Source organism: Exiguobacterium sp. E17S (assembly GCF_057772545.1).
Genome location: NZ_JBYLRU010000001.1, coordinates 367,450 through 384,855, shown reverse-complemented (window position 1 = coordinate 384,855; position 17,406 = coordinate 367,450). Strand labels below are relative to the sequence as shown.

Here is a 17,406-nt window from a genome sequence, read left to right as displayed (position 1 = left end):
CAACTGAAGTAACCGTTCTCATGAAAATCCATACCTTTTTTGTATTAGGACAAACAAAAACCAGTCAGTCGTGTATCAGTACAATAAATGATTCGAGACGAACAAAAAGGGGCTGACTAAAAAAATGACGTGTCACACGCAACTCCTACAGGAACAAGCGCATTTATGCGCTATAGAGACAAACAAGACCCGCTTTCCTGTTTAAATGAAGCAGTAAAACTGGCTTGTGTCTCGCCTGAGGAAAGTGCGTGAAAAGACACGTCATTCTTTTTTGTAGAGACTGACTTTGGATTAGGTTCCTTTTTCAATCTGAGACGACACCTGAATGGAATCGTCTCCTCATCTTGATCACATGACCCGTTTAAATAACTTCTCAAGTTCATACGTCGTCCATTCGATGATGACCGGACGTCCGTGTGGACACGTGAACGGCATCTCCGTCTTCGCTAGATCGTCAATCAACCGGCGCATCATCTCATCGTTCAACGGATGATTCGCCTTGATTGATTTTTTACATGCCATCATGATGGCGGCATCTTCCCGGTACGTCTCAAGATCAATTTTTCGCTTCATCAAGGCTTCATCGAGTAATTCCTGAATCGTCTCTTCCTGCCGATGGGATGGGAACCAGGTCGGAACTTCTCGAACGATAAAACTTTGTGGACCGAATGGTTCGAACTCGATGCCGACGTCTTTTAGCAACGGAAGGACCTCATCCATCCGTTTCATATCATCCGACGAGATTTCAAACGTATACGGCAAGAGCAATTGCTGTCGTTGTTCCGGTGGTCGACCGAACATGACCTTATACGTCTCGTATTTGATTCGCTCCTGTGCTGCATGTTGATCAATCATATACATCCCGTCTTCCCCGGCACAGACGATATAGGATGAATGGAGTTGACCGATGACGTCGAGATGCGGAAAGCGCGGACGCGCGGGTGGTTCCTCAATCGGTTCGACAAACTCCTGCTTGACCGGTTCGATGGGCTCGAACAGATCATCCTCGTTGCTAAACGGTAATGATTTCACTTCAGGTGGTCGATCGTCCTCTTGCGGCTTTTTCGGAATCGGATAATTCCAAACTGCTCGCGATGACGTCTCTTCGACTGGTTCCGCGACGTAAGAAAAATCGAGTTTTTCTTGGCTACTCGGATCTTTTTTTGGTTTCGGTGGCGTCACTTTCGGAATCAGTGTCTCCCGGCTGAGCGTCATCTTGATTGTCTCCTGAATCAACTGGCAGAGCTCCATCTCTTTTGAAAGACGGACTTCTCGTTTCGCCGGATGGACGTTGACATCGATCAGGAGTGGATCCATCGTCACCTCGATGACTGCAATCGGATACCGCCCAATCGGTAAGAGCGTATGGTAACCGTTCAAGACCGCTTGCGTCAGGGCGAAGTTTTTGACCGAACGTCCATTCAAAATCAACGTGATGTAATTCTTTGAGGCACGGGTCACTTCCGGTTTGACGAGATGACACGTCAATTGATAATCGGCATTCGCACCTTTTGCGACCAACGTCCCTTGGATCGTTTGATGACCGTAGACACTCGCCAGCGCTTGCCGGACGTCTCCTGATCCGTTCGTCTGGATCAACGTCTTCCCTTCATGGGTAGCCCGAAGCTTGACGTCTGGATGAGCGAACGCCATCCGGTTCAGCACGTCCGTGATTGCCGCAAGTTCCGTATGCGTCGTCTTCAAATACTTCAGCCGTGCCGGTGTATTGAAGAAGAGATGCTCGACCGTCAATTCCGTTCCCCGGTTCATTGCTGCTGGCGTCCGTTCGACGACCGTCCCGTACTCCAGCGTCACTTGAATCCCTTCCGCGTCCTCACGTTTCGTCTTTAACGTCACTTTACTGACAGACGCGATCGAGGCAAGTGCCTCTCCGCGAAAACCAAGTGTCTTGATTCGGAACAAGTCATGCTCGTCCTTAATCTTACTCGTCGCGTGACGGACGAAAGCCAGTTCAGCGTCATCCGGGTAAAACCCGTGTCCGTTGTCGCGGATCGTCATCCGTTTCATTCCGGCTTCTTCGAGTTCAACATCGATTTGGGTCGCACCGGCATCAAGTGCGTTCTCAACCAGTTCCTTGACGACCGACGCTGGTCGTTCGACGACTTCTCCCGCAGCGATCCGGTTCGCTAAACTATCGGATAATTCACGAATGATTCCCACTGCATTCTCCTCACTTTCTTGCTTCGGCTTGTAGGCGGTACAGCGTATTCAATGCCTCGAGTGGCGTCATGTTGATTAAATCAAGACTCGCCATCGTCTCACGCAGCGGATCCGCTTCTGAGAACAGACTGAGTTGATCAACCGGCTCTTCCTGAACAGGAGCTTTGACAGGTGCTGCGACCGGAATAGGCTCTGCCTGCTCGAACTCGGACAAGAGGACTTGCGCCCGTTCGATCAGACTATCTGGTAAATCAGCTAACCGCGCGACATGGATTCCGTATGATTGGTCGGCTTTTCCGTCGCGTACTTCATGCAAGAAGACGACACGCCCATCTTGTTCAACGGCACGGACGTGAACGTTCGCTAATCGATCAATCGATTCTTCGAGCACTGTCAGTTCATGATAATGGGTCGAAAATAGCGTCTTCGCTCCAACGTGCCGGGCGATGTGTTCAACAATTGCTTGTGCGAGTGCCATCCCGTCGTACGTCGAGGTCCCGCGACCAATTTCATCTAGCAGGATCAACGACCGGTCCGTTGCACGCGTCAAGGCTTCTTGTGTCTCGACCATCTCGACCATGAATGTCGACTGTCCACTGACGAGGTCGTCTGCTGCCCCGATCCGGGTGAAGATTTGATCGAAGATCGGCAGTTCCGCTTGAGCAGCTGGTACGAACGAGCCAATTTGATGCAATAAAGCAATCAAGGCGAACTGTCGCATATAGGTCGATTTACCGGACATGTTCGGTCCAGTGATCAACAGCATCTCGCGTCCTTCGTTTAAGGTAATCCCGTTCGCGACGTATTCACCGCGCGGTAAGACTGTCTCGATGACCGGGTGACGTCCTTGCTGAATATCAACCGTTCGTCCCGTCGTCGTGATTGGTCGGACGTAGTCATGCGTCTCAGCAATCTCAGCTAGTGCGACGAGGACGTCGAGTTCCGCGATCCGGCGACTGACCCGTTGCAAGCTTTCGATATGTCCTTTAACTTCATCGCGCACTCCACAGAAGAGATCGTACTCGAGTGTGACACTCTTCTCTTCCGCCCCTAGGATCAGCGCTTCTTTTTCTTTTAACTCCGGTGTGATATACCGTTCGGCATTGGCGAGTGTCTGCTTCCGTTCATACCGTCCTTCTGGCAACAGCTTGGCATTCGCACGCGATACCTCGATGTAATAACCGAAGACGCGATTGTAGCCGATCTTCAACGTCTTGATGCCGGTTGCTGCCCGTTCACTGGCTTCAAGTGTCGCAAGCCATTTCTTTCCGTCTTTTGAGGCGACGAGTAACTCGTCGAGGTCTGGGGAATAACCGGACTTAATCATTCCGCCCTCTTTCGTTGAGATTGGTGGTGCTTCGACGAACGCGCGATCGAGTAGATCGCTCAACTCATCGTGCGGATCGAGTCCGAGACTGAGTTGACCGAGACGTTCACTCATCATCTCCTCAAGCGCTGATTGAATGCGGGGAATCAATCGCAACGTCGACTTCAATTGAACGAGATCGCGCGCTGACGCTGTTCCATACCCGACCTTCGCGACGAGTCGCTCGAGATCATAGACTTCGCGTAACGTATCTTTTAGTTGTTGACGCTCGAAATAGTGCTGCAACAATTCCTCGACAGCGTCGAGCCGTTCCGTGATGACACGTTCCGATAACAACGGTTTTTCTAACCAGCGTTTCAGCATCCGTCCGCCCATCGCTGTACCCGTCACATCCAGTAAACCAAGCAACGAACCTTTCTTGTCTCCTGTCCGTGCCGAGCGGACGAGCTCAAGATTCTTGACCGTATTCGGTTCGAGTTGCATGAAATCGCTCGCCTCATAAACGACAGCGGGTTGTAGATGTGTCAACGCTCGTTTTTGTGTATCGTGCATGTAGGCATAGAGGACCGCAAATGCTTCCGCTTGGGCTGTATCAATCGCACGATCACCGTGCGGATGCGTCTCGCGCCGTGAACTACGCGTCAGTGGAATCCGTAAGTGCGCGAGCGCCGTCTCGTGTTCCTCTGTCGTGACGATGATTTCCCGTGGCAAAATGATGCTCAGTTCTTTGACTACACCGTCGAGTGTCGCAACGCTTGTCAAGGCACTCTCACCTGTTGAGACATCACCGCGAGCAATCCCAAAGCGACCGTCCTGTTCGACGACCGCGACTAAGTACCGATTCTCTTTTTCCGTCAAGGCAGACATCAACGTTCCCGGTGTGATGACTTGGATGACTTCGCGTTTGACGAGTCCTTTCGTCAACTTCGGATCCTCGACTTGATCACAAAGCGCCACTTTATAACCACGCTCGATCAACTGTTCGATGTAGCCGTTCGCTGCGTGATGGGGCACGCCGCACATCGGAATCGGATGTTCCGCGTTCTTTCCATTTTTCGCCGTCAGCGTTAACTCCAGTTCATGGGCGACCTTTTTGGCATCCTCAAAGAATAATTCGTAAAAATCACCGAGCCGATAAAACAAAAAGGCATCCGGATAATCCGCCTTGATCGAGAAGTATTGTTTCATCATCGGAGTGTTGTGTACTGCTTCCATTCTTCCACCTCATTCGTAGAAAAAGCCGACGGATGTCCGTCGGCTTTTCGTTCATTTCGTGATTAGTAGCCGCAACCGCCGCTTTTGTTTTCTGCTTCCATGCCGCTACCTGTCTTACCAGCGAGAACATCTCCGTCCGTCGCTTCGATGATTTGATCCGTAATCCCGTTCGAGATCGTCACCGTGATGTATTGGAGAAGTCCGTTGACTTCTTCTTGTGTTTCTTGGAACTGTTGGACGACAGGCATCTCATCGAGCTCAGCGAACAATTTATCGAGCTTCGCTTCGACACGTGCGAGTGCTTCTGTTTTGCCGTAATGTTGGCAGTTGACTGCCTCTTTTTGAAGGAACTTGATTTGTTTCATCATCTTTTGGACTTTTTCATTCCCATTGATGTTGGCTTCTGCCGCTTTAAATCGTTCTACTTCCGGTGTCTCTGAAATCATTTTGGCGATTTCATTGGCTTTTTCGATGATTTGTTCATCTGTATACATCCACATTCGTCCCCTCTATCGTTAGCGAACACGTCGCTTCCCTTAGCATTCTGAACGATTCCTCGTTCTGTCGCATTCATTATACCGTTCTCGCGATAGAGTGACAAGAATAGTTCCTTATTCAATCGAACGCCATAATAGATAAGCGGCGTGACTGCGGACAGGGGCAAATTCCTCTGCCAGTCGCGTCGCTTCTTCAACAGTCGGTCGGTAACCGAGTAACCGTTCGAAAGCCCGTAATATCCCGATGTCCGATGCCGGAAACAAATCTGGACGACCGTACCCGAACATCAGGACGTTTTGGACCGTCCATGGTCCGACGCCTTTCAGTGCAATCAACGTCTCAGCGATTTCTGCGTCGTCGGCTGACGTCAATGCATCATAATCAATCGTTGCCGTCGCTACGCCAAGCAGATAATCGACTTTACGTCCTGATAGTTGCAGAGCAAGCAAGTCCTCGCGACGCGCCGTTGCTAATTGACGCGGTGTCGGCGGAAGGATGATCCCGTCCTTAACCGTTCCGAATGTTCGAAAGACACGTTCCGTCAACGTATGGGCAAACGAGAGATTGATCTGTTGATGAATGATCGAGCGAATCAAGGCCGTGAACGGTGAATGATCAAGCACGAGTCGTTCGTCACCGAACCGTTCGACGATCGCGTGTAACGACGTCGCCTTGAGACGCTGCGCAGGATTTGGCTCATTGAGTCGAAAGCGTCGATTGATTTGCGTCAGCACCGCTGTTTGCGGTCCTGAACCGTCAATCCGTAACGTGTAACCATCGATGGCTTCCATCGTCGTGATGTATGCCTGATCGTTGATGAAGATCGGAACGACGAGTCGCCCATCCTGTTCGATTTGTAACGGGTCTCCCGTCAAACGAGACACGACTCCTTTAAAATCAAATGCTTCCGACAACGTCACATCATATGTCCACCGGCTCATCCGACGAACACCTTGATCGCACCGAGAATCAAACCGATGATGAATCCACACAATGCCCCGTTGACCCGAATCCATTGCAAGTCACTGCCGACCTTATCCTCGATCATATGAATCAGTGTCTCCGTATCGAACCGGTTTAAGTTCTCGCGGACGAGTCCACCGATTTTTTGGTGATTTTGTTCAACGAAACGAACGAGTTGCTCCTTCATCCATTGATCACTGCTATCCTTGAACGTCGGATGCTGTTCCCAGTCGTCTAAAGCGCGCGAAAGCATCGGCATCGCCCGTTCCGTCCAGAAGGCATCTGACGTCAAGTAGCGTTCGAGTTCGATCAGACCAGCATCATATGCGCGTTCAATGACCGGCACGAAGTCAAACCGGTCGACCTCGCTTGCCTTCCAGGCATCGATTTTCGCTAGACGCTCTTCATCAATCGACAACTGTGCCAGATTTCGACGCAGATGATCAAGAATCGCTAAACGATTCGGGTGATGGACGTGTCGCATATCTTGAATGACCGTCAGCAAGACACCTTGAATGACCAGACTGAGTTTCTCTTCTGAATAGACTTTTTGGACGGTTCGCGCCGTCACCCGCAAAAACGTATTCTTTTCTTGATCGATCATCGCCGTATAGGCAAGGCGCCCAATCTGATCGCGAATGACGGGGTCTTCGAGCAGACGTTGCCCATAATTGAGTAACTGGTCCATCAGCCACTCGTCGAGGCGACGTTCCTCGTTCAATTGCATCGCTCGGACAGCCAGCCGTTTAGACGGATACGCTTTGATTGTCTCTGTCACCCGTGTATTGGCAAACTCAAGAATCGCCTCTTTCGGGAGTTTCCGTATTAAACCAATCAACAGCTCGGTGACGGTCGCTCGAAAAGCAGGCAGAACGAGAATCGAACGTAAGATTTTGATGACACGGTCTGCGAGCGTCATGTGTTGGAGTTTTGCGACGATACTCTCTTTATTGAGCAAGTCCGTCTCGAGCATATGAACGATTGATTCGATAACCCGTTCCCGATTTTTCGGCAACAGGTTCGTATGGGGAATCTTTAAGCCAAGCGGATGGCGGAACAACGCCGTGATTGCGAACCAGTCGGCAATCCCACCGACGAGTCCGGCTTCAAAACCACTCTGAAGCCAGAAGACCCACGCATTTTCTTTAATGGTAATGAGACGACGAATCCGACCGCCATGAAAATCAACGAGACGGTCGCAAGCCGCCGTGTCGATGTTTTAGGTTGTTCAAGTGATGACACATCGTTTCCTCCTTCAACTGAGTCACTTATCTACCTTACGAACGGGACAAGGATTAGGTTTCGACACGAAAGAGCCCCAGTCATCGACTGGGACTCCCTATGTACTTAAAACGTGTATTCACCAAAACGGTCGCCATCCCATGTCGCGGTTGCCGTTGAGACAAAATAGACCAGTCCGTTGCCGAATGTATTTTCCATTAATGACACGAGTTGTTGACCATTCGTCTGCTCGACGAACGCTAATCGGACTTCCTCTTTCCCTTGATAAATCCGTTCGTAAACGCTTAAACCGCGTGCATTGAGAAACGTACGCGCCGACTCGAATTGAATCGGACCGACTTCAGGTCGTCGTTCCTGAATGAACGACTGACATTTTTGCTCGAATGTCTCCATGGTTCTTCACTCCTTCTCTCTTTCTGTTCATGAATATCATGTTCCCGACTCTTCCTCATCATAATCCTCAAATGTGAAAAAAGCGACAGATGCGTCGCTTCTTTCATCATTTTACGATGATTTCTCATAATCTGACATCAAACTGTCGGGCAACATGAATCGCAGACGTCGTCGCCCCAATCGTCCCGGCACCCGGAAAGATCGTGTCCCCGATTGCAAAGAAGTGATCGATGCCCGTACGAAACGGCGCTGCGAACAAGAGACTTGTACTCGGACGTTGCGGATATCCCCCGACTCCACCATCCGGACGGAACGTATAGCGTACCCACGCACCGGGTCCACCCGGATGGCGTTCAATCGCCTGTTGCACGAAGCCAGGAAACTGTTGTTCAAGAATAGCTTCGAAGATCGCCGACATCACCTCGACCTGTTCGTCGTAGCGTTTCCGGTCCGTCTTATCAAACGTACCAATCGGAACATGACATGACATCGTCAGCGTCCGCTGACCGGCTGGTGCACGTAACCGGTCGTCCGGACGGGAGAGGGAGATGAAGGCATGACCTGAAGGTAAGGACGGATCATGAACTTGCCGGAATGCTTCGTCAGACAAAATGATCGACTCCGGAATCGCCGCATAATACGTAAACGTCGCCCATTGCTGTAGCTTTTCTTGTCGCTGATACGTCCGTCGTAACGTTCGTCGCATATCCGAACTGACGACTTCCCTGATGCCTTCAAGCGGAACTGCGCAGATGACAGCATCAGCAAGCATCAAGCGTCCGCGACGATCCTCGATCAAGAAACCATCCGGTGTCTTTCGAATCGACGTGACTTTTCGCCCAAGGAGACAGGTTGCCCCGCTCGCCTCGGCTATCTCTTTCAATTGCTCGGCCAGTCGGTATAATCCACCCGGGACATAATAAGCACCTTCATGGTAAATCGATAAGGCGACGGCTCCTAGTAAAGCTGACGCCTCCTGTTCTGTCTGCATGCTGTCGAGTAAGATCCCGTCGATCACTTGTGCGAACAGCGTATCCGCTAGTCGATGTTTGCGTAACAGATGACCAATCGTCAGCGGAAAATACGGTAAGAGGACGACACTTTTCGTGTGACGGACTAACCGCCGGACGTCGGCTAAATCTTGAAGTGGCAATGCCGGCAGTTCTGCCATCAGTGGACGAATTGCCTCGTGTATCTGCTCGATTTCAGCAAAGAATGCCCGAATCGACGATGCCTGCTCCGGAAAATGTGAAGTCAATTCGGTTAGAAACGCATCACGATGTTGATAATAATGAATCAATCGTCCTTCGATGCGAATCGTCATGACGACGTCGAGTGGCTCGACTTGGTGCGTCACTCCGAGATGATCGAGCACACGGGCATGAATGCCACCTGGTTCAAATCCCATCCCAAGGGTCGCTCCAACGGGATACGTCAAGTCCCGGCGCGTGAACTTCCCGGCTGATCCTCCCCATTCACGGCTTCCCTCAAGTACCGTGACAGCATGTCCTTCTTGTGCGATCAATGCCGCAGCCGTTAGACCGGCAATTCCTCCGCCGACGATGACGACCTGTTTCATGATGGTTCCTCCTCCGTGACTCGATTTTCTTTAAACAGGAAATTGCGGATTTCGCGGAAGACCGGCTCCCGGCGATGAATCGTAAAGTGATCATACTTATAGGACTTCGTCTGGATGTTATCCGTGTAGTTCTCGAGTGCAAACGAACTATTTAACGAAATCAGATTGAAGTCGCCTCCTTTGGCACCAAACGAATAGACGAGCACGTCACGTGGCCACGTCTCGAGCCGCTGAGTCAAATTGTTCATCGCTGGAGAACCCTTCGCGAGATCGCGTATCGCAGGACTATTCGTATTCGTGCCGAGCGGTGCGAGCGTCAAGCCGAGTTTCGCGTAATCGGAACCGGCGATCGGTGAGTCGAGCGTCACGACTTTCCGGACGTGGTACGGCATCTCCTCTTGGACCGTGTAGGCGACGACATCGACACCACCCATGCTGTGCCCAACGAGCTGAATATCGGCAAAGGTCGCTTTTTGTTTCGCATCGTAAGCTGCAATCGCCGCATTCAACCACTTTTGCTGATCGGCAAGGCTTGCCTCATCATCTGCGAAGACGATTCGGACAAGTGGGTAGCCGGTCGGCGAGGGTTTGACGCTACAGGTTGCTTTCCCGGAACGGGTCACGTCACATCGACCACCATCATCGGCGACTTTTTTATTCGTGAAGTTTTGAATCATCGGCACGAACGTCCGCTCCGTCCCGAATAACCCGTGGACGAGGAACGTCGGTACGATTTCACTCTTTCCTTGCGTGACGATCTGACGCGTTGGTGGCGGGGCACTTGACGTATCTTCCGCGAACACCCACCACGCGCCTCCCACAACGATCAAACAGACGAGGAGCGAGATGCTGATCGTCTTCAACTGTTGCCGGCGCAAACGACGGACACGGTGAAAGACCCAGTAGAGGAATAATCCGACACCGATTAATAACACGATACCGGTAATGATCCAACCTGTCGGATTCGGTACATACGCAATCAACTGTAGCTGGTTGGCTTTCGTTCCGTATAATTTCCATGACACATCATGGTAATTCGACCAGTCGATTTTTTCACCGTTTTGGAGACCGATCACTTTTGGGCCATGGAGCTTGATCTCAATATCGGCTTGACGGATATACCGATCGGCGAGTTTCTTGACTTGTCCTGTCGGTTGATAGCCTTTGATATTCAAACGATCGATACTGAGATCGATGTTCGTATCAAGTCGATACGTATCAAACCAAAAACCGTCCGATTTTTTCATGTCGAACTTCGTATCGGGTGGAATGAGAATTCCGCCAATCCCCGTCTTCCATTCGTCCTTGATCGATGTCATGTCCTTGAAGTTCGCGAATGTCTTCTGCATCCGGATCCCTTCATAGTCATCCTTCGTCTTGAACGCCTTCGCTGCATAGCCGTTCTTTTCTGCCTGTTTGACATAACTATTCCAATTCGGATTTAGATTCAATAAACGCGCCACTGGGTGTTCCTTTGCGGCATATGTCGTCTTTAAGGTAACACTCTGATCGGTATGGATCGTCGCATCATATTGGATGCGAATACAACCCCCAAGGAGCAGCGTCAGCATCAAAAATGAGAGCAATATCCCTTTCTTCTTCGTACTCATCAGGTCACATCCTTTCCTCATCTGTTATTCCCTATCTCGCAAAAGTAAAAACGGTCGACGTTGATTCTTTCGCCCGTGACGCACTTCAGGCAGCGGATCGCTGATCCGCTGCCTGAAAGTATGCGGACGCATTTCGTCCGTGATCGATATCAACCGATCAAGTTTAATTCACGACCGACTTTTTCGAAAGCTGCAAGTGCCGTCGTTAAATCTTCACGCGTATGTTCCGCCGTCACGATCGTCCGGACACGTGCTTTTCCTTTTGCGACCGTCGGGAAGGCGATGCCTTGAGCGAAGACACCTTCTTGACGTAAGCGGTCCGATAACTCGTGGCAACGTGCTTCATCCCCGACGATGACCGGTGTGATCGGCGTCGTCGATGTACCGATGTCGAATCCAAGATCACGGAGTCCTTGTTTAAAGAATTCCGTGTTTTCCCATAGACGATCGAAGAGTTCCGTCTCTTCCTCCATGACACGGAGCGCTTCCCGGTTCGCTTCGACGACTGCTGGTGGATGTGATGTCGAGAACAAGAACGGACGTCCTTTATGGATCAGATAATCCTTGACGTGCTGTTCACATGCGACGTATCCACCGAGGACACCGATGGCTTTTGAGAGCGTACCGACCTGCAGGGCAACACGTCCGTCAAGACCGAAGTGATTGACCGTACCGCGTCCCGCTTTCCCAAGCACACCTGACGCATGGGCATCATCGACCATGACGAGTGCGTCATAACGCTCGGCTAATTCAACGATTTCTGGAAGTGGTGCGATGTTTCCGTCCATCGAGAAGACACCGTCCGTGACGATAAGGCGCGTCCGCGCGTCTTGTGTTTCTTGTAAGGCTGCTTCAAGATCCGCCAAGTCGACGTGTTTATAGATCCGGCGTTTCGCTTTCGTCAGACGAATCCCATCGATGATCGAAGCGTGGTTCAACTCATCCGAGATGACGACGTCTTCCGGACCGAGCAGTGCCGATAAGACACCTAAATTCGTTGCGAATCCAGACTGGAAGACAAGTGCTGCTTCCGTATGTTTGAATGTCGCAAGTTCCCGTTCGAATGCTTGGTGCATCTCGAGTGTTCCGGCAATCGTCCGAACGGATCCTGTTCCAGCACCGAACGTGCGCGCTGCTTCCGCTGCTTGTTCAGCGAGACGCGGATGTGCAGCGAGTCCAAGGTAGTTGTTCGACGACAGTTGAATGAGTTCCTTACCATCGATCGTCACGCGGTTATGTTGCGCGCTCTCAAGTGCTACGAGGTTGCGGAACGTGCCCGCCTGTTTCATCTCTTCTAGTTCTGTCCGTAAGTGTTCAAATCCCATTAATTCGTCCCCCTTGGTTGTAATACGACTTTCCCGCATTTCCCTTGACGCATCAATTCAAATCCTTCTTCGAACCGCTCGAGCGGCAACGTGTGTGTGATTAACGGTCGGACATCGACTTTTCCGCTCGATAAGAAAGCAGAAACCTGGCTCCATGTCTCATACATTTTCCGACCGGTGATCCCTTGGACCCGGACACCTTTGAAGACGACGTGGTTCGTCAAATCGATTTCAACCGGTTTGACCGGTAGACTGAGGATGTTGACGTCTCCACCTGCTGTCACCATCTCGAAGGCTTGACGAATCGCAACCGGATGACCACTCATCTCACAGACGACATCAATTCCATCTCCGTCCGTCATGCGCTCGATCCGCTCCAAGACATCGTCATGACGTGAATCGATGACGACATCCGCCCCCATCGTCCGCGCGAGTTCAAGACGATATGGATTGACGTCGATCGCAACGACTTCCGCCGCACCAGCTGCTTTAGCGACGGAGACCGCCATCAGACCAATCGGACCACAACCGACGATTGCGACCGTTTTTGCACTGACATCGCTCGCGAGTACCGTATGGACGGCATTGCCCATCGGCTCTTGGATCGAAGCGATCCCTGCTGGCATATCTTCCGGGTTGACCCAAAGGTTTTCTTCCGGCATGACGACGTATTCCGCAAAACACCCTTGTGTATCGACACCGATGATCTTCGTGTTCTTACAGATATGATATTGTCCACGAAGACATTGTTTACATTGATGACAAACGATATGCGTCTCCGCCGAGACACGATCACCGAGCTTCAAGCGTTTCGTGCCTTCTCCGAGCTCGACGACTTCGCCTGAGAACTCGTGACCGAAGACATAAGGTGGATTGACACGCGAAGCTGCCCACGCGTCCCACTCATAGATATGCACGTCCGTCCCACAGATCGATGTTGCCTCGACTCGAATCAAGACTTCCCCACGACTCGGTACGGGTACCGGTACTTCTTTCAGTGTTGCACCAAACCCACGCTCTTCTTTGACGAGTGCGCGCATCGTTTTCGTCGTTGTCGTCTCTTCTACCGTCGTTACTAATTTCGTCATCTTTCCCCGACTCCTTCGCGGAAGTTCCCGTTTTTTTATATGTGGCGAACTTCCAAATGTTTAGCATCCCCAAAAAACCAAACACATCTTTCCTCTATCTTACATGAATTCTGCTGCCAGTTTACTGAATGTTTCTTCGTTTAACTCAAGATCCGCATATGCGAGACCTGATTCTTGATAGCCATCGATTTGCGACTGGTAATCAGGACGTGTTTCATCCTGATAGATCAATCCCATGACGAGTCCGTCGTGAGCATGAACGGTTTGTTTCGCAAGATCCAAGTTCGACGGATCATACCCTTCGATATCGGACAGCTTCGTCAAGTTCTGTTTGAACCAATCGTACGTATTGACCTTGTTGAACGTAACACATGGACTGAAGACGTTGATAAAGGCAAATCCTTTATGTGCCGTCGCTTGCTCGATCAATTGTGTCAAGCCTTTCAAATCGTTCGAGAAGCTTTGGGCAACGAACGTCGCACCAGCCGTCAAGGCGAGTTCAACCGGTGAAACACTCTTTTCGATTGACCCTTTTGGCGTCGATTTTGTCTTGAATCCAGGTGCAGAAGTAGGTGACGTCTGTCCTTTCGTCAAGCCGTAAATCTGATTGTCCATGACGATGTACGTCATGTCGACATTGCGCTTGAATGCATGAATCGTATGTCCCATGCCGATTGCAAATCCATCACCGTCGCCACCAGACGCGATGACCGTCAATTCGCGGTTCGCCATCTTGACACCTTGGGCGATCGGAAGGGACCGTCCATGAACACCGTGGAAGCCATACGTATTGATATAACCGGAAATCCGACCAGAACAGCCGATCCCGGAAATCAATGCCAACTCTTCTGGTTCGAGACCGACGTTCGCAACAGCACGCTGAATCGCTGCTTGAATCGAGAAGTCTCCACACCCTGGACACCAGTTTGGTTTGACATCGTTTCTAAAATCTTTAAAGGTTGCCATGATATACCCCTCCTACGACCTGCTCGACGACCTCTGCTGGGTAGAACGGGTCGCCATTGAATTTCAGGATATGCTCGATCTTCGATGCATGTCCACAGTTCATCTGGATCAGCTTCGCCAGTTGTCCCGTTGCGTTGTACTCGACGACGATGACTCGTTTTGCTCGCTCTAAGTGCGGCGTGACGAGCTCACTTGGGAACGGATGGACTTGACGGATATGCAAGTGATCAACCTTAATTCCTTGTGCTTCGAGTCGGGGCATGATCTCTTCGATCGTTCCACGTGTTGAGTTGAAGCCGACGAATAAGATATCCGGTTCTGCATGATGCTCCGTTACGAGAACGGCATCCTGTAAGCGGAACGTGTTCAGCTTCCGAAGTCGCTTCGTCATTTGATCGACTCGGTTCTTCGTCGCTTCCGACGGACGTCCTTCCTCATTGTGCTCAACACCCGTTACGTGATGAATTCCGTGCTTGACGCCTGGAATGACACGTGGGCTGATTCCATCTTCCGTCACTTCGTAGCGTTTGAAGTACGCTTTTCCTTCAAGTTCCGGTAAGTCTTCCTGGATCAACTTTCCGCGACGGATTTCAACGCGTGACATATCCGGTGGCTCGACCGATTGTTTTCCAAGCGACAGCATCAAATCCGTCAACAGAATGACAGGACACTGGTATTCCTCTGCGATATTGAATGCTTCTGCTGCATCGTAGAACGCTTCTTCGACCGTTGACGGTGCCAGAACGACCTTTGGAATCTCACCATGCGTGCTGTAAATCATCGCCATCAAGTCAGACTGTTCCTGTTTCGTCGGTAGACCGGTTGACGGACCACCCCGTTGTGTGTCGACGATGACGAGCGGTGTTTCCGTCATCCCGGATAACCCGATCGCTTCCGCCATCAATGACAATCCTGGACCAGCAGATGCCGTCAAAGCACGGACACCTGCATAGTTCGCCCCGATTGCCATCGTGACTGCTGCCAGCTCGTCTTCCGTCTGGACGACCGTTCCGCCGAACTGCGGCAGTTTCTTGATTAAGTATTCCATGATCTCAGATGATGGTGTGATCGGGTAAGCTGCCATCAGACGCGCTCCACCGGCAATCGCACCAAGCGCGATCGCATCGTTTCCGATCATGAACATCCGTTGTTTTCCGTCCGCCGGTTCCAAGACGAACCGTTCGCCCTCTCCTGCGAGTGCTTCGAACGCTGCTGCGCCTTCACGAATCGCTGCTAAGTTTTTCTCGACCATGTCTGGACCTTTTCGACCGAAAATCTGTTCGACGACGGCTTGGAAACGCTCCGGTGCAATGCCGAGAATCGCGCTCGATGCACCGATCGCGACCATGTTCTTCATCAAGGCCGTACCGAGATCAGCTGCGATCTCCGTAAATGGAATCGCATACAAGGAAGCGCGTGCTTCGTCCGGATTCGTCGGATTGAATTTCGCATCCGCGATGATGATGGCACCTTGACGCAATTCATGGAAGTTAACATCGATCGTCTCTTGATCGAATGCGACTAAAATATCGAGATCATCGGAAATCGTCCGGACTTCCTGTGTCGCGACACGAATCTTATTGTTCGTATGTCCTCCCTTGATACGTGACGAAAAGTGACGGTAACCATACAGGTAATAGCCGAGTCGATTCAAGGCAATCGCAAAGATTTCGCCTGTTGATTCGATCCCTTCTCCCTGCTGACCGCCAACTTTCCATGATAACTGATTATACATCGACGTTCGCTCCTTCTCTGTCCCCTGAAATGATAGTTCTCTCTATCCTCCCTCATGATACCGATTTACCGGAAGTAGTACAATGCTCCCTCGGTGGAAAGGTGAGAAAATTTCACGGACGCAGCAAAAAGACCATCTACTCCAGTCGAGTAAATGGTCTACTTGCAAATAGGACCTATGTCCAATTCGTCATCGTGGTTCGATGATGAGTTTGATGGCGGTTCTCTCTTCCCCATCAATCAAAATGTCTGTGAAGGCTGGGATACAAATCAAGTCGATGCCAGAAGGCGCCACGAATCCGCGTGCGATGGCGACGGCTTTGACAGACTGATTGAGCGCTCCCGCACCAATGGCCTGAATCTCGACGGAACCTCTCTCTCGAATGACACCCGCGAGTGCACCTGCTACCGCGTTTGGATTCGACTTAGCTGATACTTTCAGGACGTCCATGCGTGTACCTCCCCATCCAGAAATGGCAATCAGTCGAAGAATACTGACTGATCCGTCAGATGAATCCGTTCAATCTTCGTTGCTTTTTTGGTTGTGTCATCGATATGAATCAAGACTCCATTAAGTTGTTCCCGTCCTTCGGCAACTTCAAACCGTGTTGGGAGCTGTGTCTTGAATTTTCGGAGGACATCTTCCTGGCGCATTCCGAGCACGCCGTTCAGCGGACCTGTCATCCCAACATCCGTGATGTAAGCCGTTCCTCCGTCAAGGACACGCTCATCTGCTGTCTGAACGTGCGTATGTGTGCCGACGACAGCTTGTACTCGACCGTCGAGGTGATAGCCCATCGCAATTTTCTCACTCGTTGCTTCCGCATGGACATCAACGAAGATCGCATCGACTTTTCCTTCGACTTCCGCAATCAGTGCATCGACGGTACGAAACGGGTCACCGAGAGGTGGTAAGAAGACCGTTCCCTGGACGTTGATGACGGCAATCTTTTTATTACCTGCTTTGACGATCATCATCCCACGACCTGGCGTACCTTCCGGATAGTTCGCCGGACGGACGATTCTGTCCGCGTCGTCGATCCAGTCAAAGATGTCGCGGTTATCAAACGTGTGGTTCCCCATCGTGATCCCGTGGAATCCGAGTTCAAGGAATTGATGATAGATCGACTTCGTGATGCCGCGTCCGTGTGCTGCGTTTTCGCCATTGACGAGCATGACGTTCGGATTGTACTTCGCTTTCAAGCGTGCTGTGAATTGTTGTAGGATATGTCGACCGGGTGCACCGACGACGTCTCCGATGAATAAAATCTTCATTGCTGTTCCT

At 51.0% G+C, this 17,406-nt stretch carries 15 protein-coding genes; all 15 read right to left on the bottom strand.

Going from position 1 to position 17,406, the window contains the following annotated elements:
• Window positions 1-348: 348 nt before the first annotated feature.
• The 15 genes from mutL to AC3B4V_RS01900 all read right to left on the bottom strand — a co-directional run bounded on the left by mutL (window position 349) and on the right by AC3B4V_RS01900 (window position 17,396).
• Window positions 349-2,181, bottom strand: coding sequence for a DNA mismatch repair endonuclease MutL (gene mutL / locus AC3B4V_RS01970; protein WP_488377608.1), 1,833 nt, complete (start codon window positions 2,179-2,181; stop codon window positions 349-351).
• Between the two features lie 10 nt (window positions 2,182-2,191).
• A complete protein-coding gene (mutS, locus tag AC3B4V_RS01965) occupies window positions 2,192-4,723 on the bottom strand; it encodes a DNA mismatch repair protein MutS (RefSeq protein ID WP_488377607.1) in 2,532 nt (843 codons plus the stop codon).
• Window positions 4,724-4,785: 62 nt separating this feature from the next.
• Window positions 4,786-5,223: a YlbF/YmcA family competence regulator gene (locus AC3B4V_RS01960; RefSeq protein WP_023467714.1), complete on the bottom strand. Its 438-nt coding sequence runs from the start codon at window positions 5,221-5,223 to the stop codon at window positions 4,786-4,788.
• Between the two features lie 111 nt (window positions 5,224-5,334).
• The gene (locus tag AC3B4V_RS01955) at window positions 5,335-6,162 is read right to left on the bottom strand and encodes a DNA-3-methyladenine glycosylase family protein (protein ID WP_488377606.1); all 828 of its coding nucleotides are present in this window, start codon (window positions 6,160-6,162) and stop codon (window positions 5,335-5,337) included.
• Complete coding sequence (locus tag AC3B4V_RS01950) at window positions 6,159-7,244, bottom strand: DUF445 family protein (RefSeq protein ID WP_488377605.1); 1,086 nt, start codon at window positions 7,242-7,244, stop codon at window positions 6,159-6,161. The genes AC3B4V_RS01955 and AC3B4V_RS01950 overlap by 4 nt, the downstream gene beginning before the upstream one ends.
• Entirely contained in the window at window positions 7,220-7,426 is a 207-nt protein-coding gene (locus AC3B4V_RS01945) for a hypothetical protein (RefSeq protein ID WP_488377604.1), read from the bottom strand. The genes AC3B4V_RS01950 and AC3B4V_RS01945 overlap by 25 nt, the downstream gene beginning before the upstream one ends.
• 105 nt (window positions 7,427-7,531) lie before the next feature.
• On the bottom strand, window positions 7,532-7,819 hold the full coding sequence (locus AC3B4V_RS01940) for a hypothetical protein (protein WP_029341204.1): 288 nt from the start codon (window positions 7,817-7,819) through the stop codon (window positions 7,532-7,534).
• A 124-nt stretch (window positions 7,820-7,943) separates the two neighbouring features.
• The gene (locus AC3B4V_RS01935; protein ID WP_488377603.1) at window positions 7,944-9,398 is read right to left on the bottom strand and encodes a phytoene desaturase family protein; all 1,455 of its coding nucleotides are present in this window, start codon (window positions 9,396-9,398) and stop codon (window positions 7,944-7,946) included.
• Complete coding sequence (locus tag AC3B4V_RS01930; RefSeq protein WP_488378216.1) at window positions 9,395-11,011, bottom strand: alpha/beta hydrolase; 1,617 nt, start codon at window positions 11,009-11,011, stop codon at window positions 9,395-9,397. Before AC3B4V_RS01930 ends, AC3B4V_RS01935 begins: the two co-directional genes overlap by 4 nt.
• A 146-nt stretch (window positions 11,012-11,157) precedes the next feature.
• Window positions 11,158-12,333: a glycine C-acetyltransferase gene (locus tag AC3B4V_RS01925; protein WP_023467709.1), complete on the bottom strand. Its 1,176-nt coding sequence runs from the start codon at window positions 12,331-12,333 to the stop codon at window positions 11,158-11,160.
• Window positions 12,333-13,421: an L-threonine 3-dehydrogenase gene (gene tdh, locus AC3B4V_RS01920; protein ID WP_195865457.1), complete on the bottom strand. Its 1,089-nt coding sequence runs from the start codon at window positions 13,419-13,421 to the stop codon at window positions 12,333-12,335. Before tdh ends, AC3B4V_RS01925 begins: the two co-directional genes overlap by 1 nt.
• 99 nt (window positions 13,422-13,520) lie before the next feature.
• On the bottom strand, window positions 13,521-14,387 hold the full coding sequence (locus AC3B4V_RS01915; protein ID WP_294747444.1) for a 2-oxoacid:ferredoxin oxidoreductase subunit beta: 867 nt from the start codon (window positions 14,385-14,387) through the stop codon (window positions 13,521-13,523).
• The gene (locus AC3B4V_RS01910; RefSeq protein WP_035398188.1) at window positions 14,374-16,122 is read right to left on the bottom strand and encodes a 2-oxoacid:acceptor oxidoreductase subunit alpha; all 1,749 of its coding nucleotides are present in this window, start codon (window positions 16,120-16,122) and stop codon (window positions 14,374-14,376) included. The genes AC3B4V_RS01915 and AC3B4V_RS01910 overlap by 14 nt, the downstream gene beginning before the upstream one ends.
• A gap of 189 nt (window positions 16,123-16,311) precedes the next feature.
• Complete coding sequence (locus tag AC3B4V_RS01905; RefSeq protein WP_023467705.1) at window positions 16,312-16,572, bottom strand: stage V sporulation protein S; 261 nt, start codon at window positions 16,570-16,572, stop codon at window positions 16,312-16,314.
• Window positions 16,573-16,601: 29 nt separating this feature from the next.
• Entirely contained in the window at window positions 16,602-17,396 is a 795-nt protein-coding gene (locus AC3B4V_RS01900; protein WP_023467704.1) for a TIGR00282 family metallophosphoesterase, read from the bottom strand.
• Between the last annotated feature and the right edge of the window lie 10 nt (window positions 17,397-17,406).

What these genes read in the sequence shown, in the direction of transcription:
- mutS (WP_488377607.1), bottom strand. Translation starts at nt 4,723, where the DNA reads ATGGAAGCAGTACACAACACTCCGATGATGAAACAATACTTCTCGATC.
- AC3B4V_RS01960 (WP_023467714.1), bottom strand. Translation starts at nt 5,223, where the DNA reads ATGTGGATGTATACAGATGAACAAATCATCGAAAAAGCCAATGAAATC.
- AC3B4V_RS01955 (WP_488377606.1), bottom strand. Translation starts at nt 6,162, where the DNA reads ATGAGCCGGTGGACATATGATGTGACGTTGTCGGAAGCATTTGATTTT.
- AC3B4V_RS01940 (WP_029341204.1), bottom strand. Translation starts at nt 7,819, where the DNA reads ATGGAGACATTCGAGCAAAAATGTCAGTCGTTCATTCAGGAACGACGA.
- AC3B4V_RS01935 (WP_488377603.1), bottom strand. Translation starts at nt 9,398, where the DNA reads ATGAAACAGGTCGTCATCGTCGGCGGAGGAATTGCCGGTCTAACGGCT.
- AC3B4V_RS01925 (WP_023467709.1), bottom strand. Translation starts at nt 12,333, where the DNA reads ATGGGATTTGAACACTTACGGACAGAACTAGAAGAGATGAAACAGGCG.
- tdh (WP_195865457.1), bottom strand. Translation starts at nt 13,421, where the DNA reads ATGACGAAATTAGTAACGACGGTAGAAGAGACGACAACGACGAAAACG.
- AC3B4V_RS01915 (WP_294747444.1), bottom strand. Translation starts at nt 14,387, where the DNA reads ATGGCAACCTTTAAAGATTTTAGAAACGATGTCAAACCAAACTGGTGT.
- AC3B4V_RS01910 (WP_035398188.1), bottom strand. Translation starts at nt 16,122, where the DNA reads ATGTATAATCAGTTATCATGGAAAGTTGGCGGTCAGCAGGGAGAAGGG.
- AC3B4V_RS01905 (WP_023467705.1), bottom strand. Translation starts at nt 16,572, where the DNA reads ATGGACGTCCTGAAAGTATCAGCTAAGTCGAATCCAAACGCGGTAGCA.
- AC3B4V_RS01900 (WP_023467704.1), bottom strand. Translation starts at nt 17,396, where the DNA reads ATGAAGATTTTATTCATCGGAGACGTCGTCGGTGCACCCGGTCGACAT.